Source organism: uncultured Campylobacter sp., assembly GCF_938030685.1.
Lineage (GTDB): Bacteria > Campylobacterota > Campylobacteria > Campylobacterales > Campylobacteraceae > Campylobacter_B.
Genome location: NZ_CALHHX010000119.1, coordinates 1 through 9,190 on the forward strand (window position 1 = coordinate 1; position 9,190 = coordinate 9,190).

A 9,190-nucleotide genomic window follows, 5' to 3' on the forward strand; every position below is an offset into this window, starting at 1 on the left:
TTTTCAAAGCTGCAGTTGATCTTGGCGGTACGCTCAGCGGCGAGCACGGCATCGGACTAAGTAAGGCGGAATTTATGCCACTAGCTTTTAGCGCAGCAGAGATGGAGCTATTTCGCGCAATCAAAAGGGCTTTCGATCCAAAAGGCATCTTAAATCCCGGAAAAATGGGGCTTTAAATTAGGATCGTCATCCAACTTCTACGGTGATTTGAAATCGATTTATCCCACTTATCTCATCTAAAATTTTACTTTCTTACAATATGCCTACTTAAAATTTATCTTGCTTACAGGCTACTTCGAGTTAGTTTCAAGCTTGATCTACCCATTTACAGATCGATTTTGCTTACTTTGCAATTAATTTTATTTGCCTTGCAATGAATAATTTTACTTGTTTATTGATAGATTTCATCCACTTGATAATTGATTTTACTTACTTCGCAGATTGATTACCTTGTGCGATCTTTTTCGGATATTTTTGCCATATCAGCTGTGATTACATAGCTACTCGCTAGTTTGCGCAATTTTTTCTCTTTCAGGGATGCACTAAGATTATGATGAAATCCCTATATCGCGATGGATAAGTCTATGACAAGTCAAAATTCTGTCAATAAAATCCATAGCATAGATTAAATTCTAAACTTCCAAGATACTGAAATTTTAAAATCGCTATCTATCGATATTATCGCAATATACGGAATTTCAGCGATAAAATTTAAAGACGAAATTTCACGAAATTTCATAAAATCCTATAAAGCTCCGAGAAATTTCTATGCTAATTTCGATCTCGCCATGTTATCATCTAGCTAGCCCTGCCATCTATTTAGTAGCATTAGCCTCGCTTGCATTTATTTTATTCATCGCGGCTACTACGTTGCAGCTAAACTCCGCTCCCAGCTTGCAGGCCTTGTCGTAGTAGATCATCGCCTTATCCAGATCCGGCTCGCCAAATTCCTTCTTTGAATACGCTAGCCCAACCCTTTGGCATCCCTCTGCCAAAGCAGCATCGCAAGATTTGAGGAAAAACTTAAGAGCGCCCTGATAGTCTTTTTCTTCGTAGCTAGCGACCGCAGCGTTTAAGCAGCCCTCGCCTAATCCCAAATCGCATGATTTGGCAAAAAACGCAAATGTATTTTTCTTATCGGCATTTTTATAAGAGATTATCGCGGCGTTGTAGCAAGCTTTGACGGCTCCCAGCTCGCACGCTTTGGAATAAAACCGCGCGGACTTGCCCTTATCTTTCGTAGTTTTATATAAATTTTGCTCGTCGTAATACAAATCCCCCGCGATAGCACAGCTATTTTCTAGCCCTGCTTCACAAGCTTTTTCAAACGGCTTTTTTGCTGCCTCATAATCGCGCTCCTCAAGCAAATACGCTCCGTAGTCTTCGCACGAATTAGCCCTACCGACGCCGCATCCGACAAACGAGACCCCTTGCGGGAAAAATATCTGCGCGAGCAAGTAGGCTGCTACTATTAGAGCGGTAATCGACGCTAAAATTTTCATTTTTGCTCCTTTTAAATTTTAAAAATAATTATAGCAAAAAGCGAGGGATAAAATTTTAATTTTTGATAATAGCTGTGAAATTTACGGCGAATTCTTGCAAAATTCCTATCAAAATCCCAAGCAAAATTTTAAATAAAATTTTAAACGGAGCTTTGAGCTGAATTTCAAAAAGACAAATTAAAATTTTACTTGCAAGATTATTTTTATGGCTGGCTATCCCACTTTTTTACTCGCACGTCTATGCGGCATCCACGGCGCCTGCAGTATTTATAATAACTAAAGCATTTAATCCTGTGGTCTGAAACACCTACGGACTCTACAATGGTAATTTATCAGGGCGACAATCTAATGCGTAAAATATTTTGTTGCATACCAAGCCCGCGACAAGCATCTTGCCACGCCCTAGAAAACTTTTGAAAATTTCGCATTGCTGCTTAAAAATTTTAAAAAATTTTATGCCACCGCCCTTTAAGTTTTATCTTAGAAATAGGCTTTTCTATGCCAAAATCGCAAGCATAATTCACCTTTAGGCGTTTTGGCTAAATACCCAGGATTCTTAGATCCACACCACTTAGATATATGAGCCTTAAAAATAACTTAGGCCGCGCAGTATCTGTATCGCGCATGTAAATTTCATCATGTAAGCCGCACTCACACATCATCCATGAGCACTATATTTGCCGCGATTCCGCGCGCTGTATGCCAAAAAAGCGTATCGGTCATAAGCGATAAATTTCCGCTTTTCGCCACTTACACGATCCATGAAATTTTATCCTCTCGGTCTTTAAATTTACGCTTTTTTGGAGCCGAACTCTATCACGGCCTCCTCCTCGCCGAACCACATCACGGAGTTTTTCATATCGCAAAACCGCGCCTCATCCGCCATCAGCTCCGCTAACACCGCTCGCGCTACCTCGCTGTTTCGTGCGTCCGCAAACGCCTGCACGCTTTCATACCATAGCTCGCCCATCGCGTCGTAGCCAAACGCCGCCGTCTCACGCTTGGTGCTTTGTCCCTCGGGGAAAACGGGCATGGTTTTCGAATAGCGGACAATATTTAGCACCTTTTGATTAGCTAAAACCTTTTGCGAATGCGCCGCCCAGTGTGCCGCAAACTCCTGCTGCGTGATTCCAGGCGCCTTTTTTACCAACATCGTAATCTTAAACATAACCGCTCCCTAAAATGAAATTTATCTCAAAATTTGCGCCCTATTCTATGATGCATCCGCGTTTTTGCAATTTTGCTTAGCGTTCTTTGCGTCTAAATAGACCTTGAAAAAACTTAAAATAGCAGCCGTGCGCGCGAGCACAAATCGCCAAAAATGCATAAACCTCGCCGTTTACAACTTAAATCGCTGTCAATCTCACTTAGTTTAACTACCTAAAGCGCCATTTACGGCTGCAGTCGAAATAAATTCCGCAGGCTCTTTGCGGGCAAAGCAAAATTTTGCCAAGCTTTAGCGAACGATGAAAATTTTACCGACTTTTGACGCGCATAAATTCCGTCCGTTTAGGCGAGCGAGTAAAATTCCGCAGCCTTTCAAACGGCGACAAAATAGACGAGCGACGATTTTCCTCTTGCGCAGCTGCGCGCAAATTGCGTTGCTACACATGCGCCTAGCCCTTGCTCGCCAAAAATCTCTGCAAAATTATCGTCGCGGCGATACTATCAAAGCGCGGATCCTTGCCGCCCTTAGCGCCTTTACTCGCAAACTCCGCCGCTTCGGCGCTCGAAAAGCTCTCGTCTTGGAATTTTATCTCGCCGTCAAAATCCAGCAGCGAGGCGAAGTGTCGTATGCGCCTGCTCATCTCCTCCTCGCTCGCCCCGCCGCGCGGCACGCCCAGCACGAGCATGCTCGCGCCCTTTTCGCGCAGCAGCTGGCTTAGCTCGCGCGCGGCTTGGGTGCGGTTTTTGCGCAGGATCGGCTCGCACGGAAGCGGCGTCTTATCATCCGGTGCCGCCGCCACGCCGATACGTTTAAGCCCAAGATCGATCGCAACTATCAAATTTCATCCTTTACTTACATTAAATTTTATGGAATTTTACTGAATTTCGCCATTAAAATTATGCCACCAAAATTCCGCGATCGGAATTTCATAGCTAAATTTTATCGCAGAATTTAGCTGCGGAATTTATGAAATTTTATACGAAATTGACATAAATTACACTCGCTCGCGCCGCTTGCGAGCTATTAAATTTAGCGTACCACGAGCTTCAAATTTTAAAATTTCGATCGCCGCACCTGGCAGGTACATCCGCACTGAGTTCACGCGAGCTGCACGTAAGCGACACCCAAATTCACGGCGTGCATAAATCCTGCCATGCAGGTGCCGGACGTGCAACCAACCCACCCCACGTAAAATCAAAATTTTAAAGCGGGTTCGCATTCACGCGACGGAGTAGATACAAGCCCCCCTACGCTTTATAACTCGTAAAATTTTGCCGCCGTGACCAAAATTTTCTCTTGCGACAAATTCAGTCTACCACACTCGCGCTGAAATCCGCAGCCAAATTTACCCGCAAAAATTTAGCACGATAGGCAAACAAACATTTAAACGCTATTTCAGAAAATTTCATGCATTTTAACACTTAAATTCTGCGCCGCAAAGTATTTATAAATCGCGAGAGGCATTCACAAACCGATCATTACCGCAAGCGGGGCGAGCGGAGCTGCACAAACAAACTGCGCCGATTTATTTTAAGCCAAGTGCCACTTGCGGAAGATAAAATTTTACCAAGCCGCCTTTTTCTAAATTTAAACTCAGGCCGCGCAAACTTGGCGCCGTGCAAACACGCCGTGCTAGCGAGCGGCGCCGATCAAACCACAGCAAGCAAGCGCCCGCCGCCGGCTACTTTGCCACGATCTTTGCGCCTAAAATTTCGATCCTGCCTTCAAGCTCGTATTCGTAAATTTTATCGCCGAAGCGCTCGATCGCCGCTTGCAAATCGGAATTTAGCGCTAAAAATTCCATCACCTCATCCTGCACGCGCTCAGTGTTTTGCGGCGTCTGCGGAGCTAAAGAAGCCACAAACTCGCCAAAATCCGCGATCAGCCGCGCCTGAGACTTTGCGAGCAGATCGTTCGTGCCCGCGCTCTCGTCCATGCGGTGCGGCAGCACGTAGACGGGTATACCCATCTCGCGGGCCAGGCGCGCGCTTTGCAGCGAGCCGCTGCGAGGCTCGGCTTGAGCGACGATCAGCGCTTCTGACAACGCCACGACGATGCGGTTGCGCTGCAAAAACTGAAATCCGCGCGCGCTCACGCCGTCCTCATACTCGCTAAGCGCGAGGCTGCGCTCGTAAATTTTGCCGATCATGGCGGCGTTTTGCGCGGGATAAATTTGATTAAGGCCGTTGCCAAAAACCGCGATCGTATTTGGAAACGCCCCTTCGTGCGCGGTTATGTCGCAGCCGATCGCCGCGCCGCTTACGACGCAAAAGTCCGCATCGCTCAAAGCGCGCGCAAGCCGCAGGATCAAATTTTTGCTATAAACGCTCATCTTACGCGAGCCTACGATCGAGATGCGGCGCTTTTGTAACATCGCCGGCTCGCCCCTAAAATACAGCTGCGCGGGCTCGCTCGCACCGAGCCTTGCTAGGCTTGGAATTTTAAAACCGAGCTCACTCGTAGTACTCATAAATTTCGTCCAAATAGACCAAATCGACCTCGCCTAGGATGTCGGCGCTGTTTGCAAGCGCGCGCAAAGTGGAGCTTTTGGGATGGCCGATAGCGATGGCGTAACCCTGCTTTTTAGCAAGCGCGACGGCTTCGCGCAGCTTTTTACGCACCGCAGCGACGCTGTTTTGATTATCTAAAAACACGTCGCGATGCACGTATCGCATGCCAAGCCCATTCATCGCCGCCTTAGCCTTGGTAGCGGGACTCGTGCGCGAGTCGATAAATAAAAATCCATGCTCGTTCATCGCGCGCAGCAGGTTTTGCATAGCGCGCTCGTCGGCGGTAAATTTAGAACCGGTGTGGTTGTTTATAAATTTAGCGTTCGGAAAGTCCGCGCGCAGCTTGGCTATGACGCCGTTTAGCTTCTCGTAATTATCCGAAGCTCGCAGCGTCGCGGAGTTATTTTTAGCAGAGCTCGCCTCCATCGGTAGGTGGATCGCGTAATGCTCAAAGCCGCGAGCGAGCGAGCGCGTGTCCTTGCGCTGATACTCGGGCGGGAAGATAGACGGTGTCACGCGCACGGGCAGAGCGGCGATCTTTTGCGCCTGCTCGCCGGTGCCTACGTCGTCGATGATGATCGCTAGCTTTGCGCGAGAGCCTGCTGGCAGGGCCTTGCGCGGCGATTTAGAAAGATCGTCCGCATTGCCCGAAGCGTAGCTTTGCATGGTAGAATTTATGGAATTTTCTGGCGCGGAATTTGCCGCGGTAAAATTTAGGTCAGGTCCGCCGCCTGCCGAATTTGAGGCGGCGGAATTTACGGAAGCCATAGAATTTACGGAATTTTGCAAATTGCCGTTTGCGGAATTTTGTTTTGCGGAATTTTGCGAGGCAGGCTCTACGGGAAGCTTCGGCGCGGTTATGTTTTGCTCGGCGATCTTATCAAGCTCCTTTTGAATCAGAGCTTCCTTCTGTGCAGCGCTTAAACGAGGCTTTTTACCGCGAGAATCGGAAGTGCTCTCGGGAGCTTGTTTGCGCGAGCTTTGCTGCAACGCGGCTTTATTGCCCGAAAATACGAGATCCAAAACCGCGTAGGTAACCGCGCCGCTTAAAAAGCATAAGATTACGACAAAGGCGATCGTTGCGTAGTTGATCGGGCGCTTTTTGCGGCGCCCTCGTGGATTTGTATTAGCCAAAGTTCAGCCGAAATCAGTTTTTATCTTTGTTTATGAGCTTACCTTTGGCAATCCACGGCATCATCGCGCGAAGCTTATCGCCGGTTTTGCTAAGCAAGCTATTTGCCGTGATGTTGCGCTCGGCGTTCATTCGCACGTAGCCAGCTTTGCGCTCGAGGATGAAGTCTTTTGCAAATTTGCCGTTTTGGATCTCCTTTAGCACCTCTTTCATCGCCGCTTTGCTGCTTTCGTTTACGACGCGGTTTCCGCTTACGTAATCGCCGTATTCTGCGGTGTTTGAGATCGAGTAGCGCATATCGGCCATGCCACCTTGATAGATGAGATCCACGATCAGCTTCATCTCGTGCTGGCACTCAAAATACGCCATTTCAGGCTCATATCCAGCCTCGACGAGGGTCTCAAAGCCTGCGTTAATGAGCGCGCAAAGTCCGCCGCAAAGCACAGCCTGCTCGCCGAAAAGATCGGTCTCGGTCTCTGCTTTGAAGGTCGTTTCGATGATGCCGGTGCGGCCGCCGCCGATCGCACTTGCGTAGCTTAGAGCAAGCTCTTTGGCTCTGCCGCTTTCGTTTTGCGAAACGGCGATCAGCATCGGTACGCCGCCGCCGCTTACGAACTCGTTGCGGACGGTGTGGCCCGGGGCTTTCGGAGCGATCATAATGCAGTCGACGCCCTTTGGAGGGACAATCTGTCCGAAGTGGATATTAAAGCCGTGCGCGAACGCGATCGCGTTGCCCTCGCTTAAATTTGGCTCGATCTCCGCTTTAAAAATATCGCTTTGAAACTCATCAGGCGTTAGGATCATTACGACGTCTGCGGCCTTCGTAGCCTCGCCGACGCTCATTACTTTAAAGCCCTTTGCCTCGGCCTTGCTCCAGCTCGCGCCGCCCTTTTTTAGACCCACGATGACCTCTACGCCGCTATCTCGCAAATTTTCGGCGTGAGCGTGCCCCTGCGAGCCGAAGCCGATCATAGCGACCTTTTTAGCCTTAATCAAACCCAAATCGCAATCTTTGTCGTAAAAAACATTTATTGCCATAACGCATCCTTTTTTAAAAATTTAGGCGAGATTGTAGCTAAAATTTGCTTTTACGTAGATAAACCGCGCGCCGCAAGGGCGGATAAAGAAATTTTGAGCTATCATTGAGGCATAATTTAGCTTTAAAAGGGGCGAAAATGAAAGTGGGATTTATCGGCGGCGGAAATATGGGCGAGGCTATGATCGCAGCACTTTGCAGAGCTAGCGGGCGAGATTGCGCGGCGAGCAGAGAAAATTTTACAGAGAATAAAGAAAATTGCACGGCGGGCGGAGAAAATTGCGCGCACGACGGGCAAAATTTTATGCCAGATACTCAAAGCTTTGCGGCTTGCGAGCGGAATTCCGCAAATTTAGAGCAGAATTTTGCGAGCCACGAGCGCGATTTCGCCTGCGCGCAGTCCGGCTCCGATACGAAGCTTCAAGTCCTAGCTTATGCTAGAAGCAAAAATGAAGCCTTGCGTAAGCGCTATGGCGTGCAAATTTTACAAGGCGAGACGCAACTGACGCACGAAGCGGATATTATCGTGCTCGCGACCAAGCCCGCCAGCTACGAGGAGATTTTGCACCTGATCGCGCCCGAGCTTGCGGGCAAAATCCTGCTTCTTTTGGCGCCTAATTTCAAGCTGGAGCGTGCCCAAAATATCGTAGGTGCGGACGTTTTCGTGGCTCGCGCGATGCCAAACGTCGCCGCGGGTATCGGCGCGTCGGCTACGGCGCTGTGCTACGGCGAGTATTTTGATGAGGCCAGTCGGGAGGTCGTACGAGCGCTAGCCGCCAAAATCGGCAAATTCTACGAGATAGATGAGGCTGGCTTTGCCGCATTTACGGGGATTGCAGGTAGCCTGCCTGCGTATGTGTGCGCCTTTATCGAGGCGGCGGCGGACGCGGGCGTGCGGGGCGGACTGTCGCGAGCGCTGTGCTACGACGCGGTAGCGGCGGCGGTAGAGGGCACGGCGCGCCTGCTACAAAGCGGCAAGCGCCCATCGGAGCTCAAAGACGCCGTCTGTTCGCCTGCGGGCACGACGATAGAGGGACTCGCGGCACTGGAGGCGGCTGGGTTTCGCGCAGCGGTGATGGCGGCGATCGAGGCGTGCATCGCCAAAGCTCGCTGTTAGGCTTTTGCTGCACCTCGCCAGTTTCGGATTTCAAATACGGCGCGTTTAAGGGCGCGCTAACATTGGGATTTTGTGCAGGCGCTCTAGCTAAAATTTTGTCTTATCCTTATCGAATGAGTTCGTCGCTTCGATTGCGGCAGAATTTGCGAGCCTTATGGCAAGCGAGCCAGTAAGCTCGTATTGCGTTTAGAATTTTAAAATTTAGAGATTTTGGGAAATTTTAATTCAAAATTTCGCTCTTAAAATTCTAAATTTACAGGATTATAAATTTAGCGCTCGCGGCAGGGCGAAATTTTGATTTTTAGCCGCGCGAGCCTACGTCCAAAACCATTAAAATCAAAATTTAACGCAGCATAGGTAGATGCGCCCGCTACTGCGAACTTGTTAAATAAAAACTCACGCAGAACGCAAGCGCTCAAATAGCGCGTCTTGCGCCGAAGTCTTATTAGGACGCAAACGCAAGCCGCAAAATTTCACCGTTCACGAGAGCAGTAAAACAAAGCTAGCCGCGCCGAGCCGTATTTTACTACCAGAGCAAGCTGCAAATCAAAACACATTCCGCCGCCCGAGCAAGCCTTAAATTTAAACTACGCTTCGCCGCCGAGCTGCAAACCAAACCTGTACGTCAAATCCTGCCGAACTGCGCAATAAAATTTGACTTTTCATCCGACCAAAACTTCGCACGCAAAACCGCGATAAGCAAGATCAGATAAATTCCTTCTCCA

8 protein-coding genes are annotated in these 9,190 nt (G+C 48.8%); 2 read left to right on the forward strand and 6 right to left on the reverse strand.

The window, feature by feature from the left end:
- The coding region (locus tag Q0369_RS05500; RefSeq protein WP_298097111.1) for an FAD-linked oxidase C-terminal domain-containing protein at window positions 1–176 on the forward strand (176 nt) is incomplete at its 5' end.
- A gap of 639 nt (window positions 177–815) precedes the next feature.
- Here the strand turns inward: Q0369_RS05500 and Q0369_RS05505 are convergent.
- The 6 genes from Q0369_RS05505 to ilvC all read right to left on the reverse strand — a co-directional run bounded on the left by Q0369_RS05505 (window position 816) and on the right by ilvC (window position 7,350).
- The gene (locus Q0369_RS05505; protein ID WP_298097090.1) at window positions 816–1,502 is read right to left on the reverse strand and encodes a tetratricopeptide repeat protein; all 687 of its coding nucleotides are present in this window, start codon (window positions 1,500–1,502) and stop codon (window positions 816–818) included.
- Window positions 1,503–2,292: 790 nt separating this feature from the next.
- Window positions 2,293–2,670, reverse strand: coding sequence for an EthD domain-containing protein (locus Q0369_RS05510; RefSeq protein WP_298097093.1), 378 nt, complete (start codon window positions 2,668–2,670; stop codon window positions 2,293–2,295).
- Window positions 2,671–3,118: 448 nt separating this feature from the next.
- On the reverse strand, window positions 3,119–3,508 hold the full coding sequence (gene ruvX / locus Q0369_RS05515; protein ID WP_298097096.1) for a Holliday junction resolvase RuvX: 390 nt from the start codon (window positions 3,506–3,508) through the stop codon (window positions 3,119–3,121).
- Window positions 3,509–4,351: 843 nt separating this feature from the next.
- Window positions 4,352–5,140, reverse strand: a complete 789-nt coding sequence (locus Q0369_RS05520) for a DNA-processing protein DprA (protein ID WP_298097099.1) — start codon at window positions 5,138–5,140, stop codon at window positions 4,352–4,354.
- The gene (locus tag Q0369_RS05525; RefSeq protein WP_298097103.1) at window positions 5,124–6,314 is read right to left on the reverse strand and encodes a divergent polysaccharide deacetylase family protein; all 1,191 of its coding nucleotides are present in this window, start codon (window positions 6,312–6,314) and stop codon (window positions 5,124–5,126) included. Before Q0369_RS05525 ends, Q0369_RS05520 begins: the two co-directional genes overlap by 17 nt.
- A 13-nt stretch (window positions 6,315–6,327) precedes the next feature.
- On the reverse strand, window positions 6,328–7,350 hold the full coding sequence (ilvC, locus tag Q0369_RS05530; RefSeq protein ID WP_298097105.1) for a ketol-acid reductoisomerase: 1,023 nt from the start codon (window positions 7,348–7,350) through the stop codon (window positions 6,328–6,330).
- A gap of 137 nt (window positions 7,351–7,487) precedes the next feature.
- On the opposite strand from ilvC, the gene proC reads away from it, so the two are divergent.
- Window positions 7,488–8,465 carry a pyrroline-5-carboxylate reductase gene (gene proC, locus Q0369_RS05535; protein ID WP_298097108.1) on the forward strand — a complete coding sequence of 326 codons (978 nt, stop codon included), beginning with the start codon at window positions 7,488–7,490 and terminating at the stop codon, window positions 8,463–8,465.
- Window positions 8,466–9,190 lie beyond the last annotated feature (725 nt).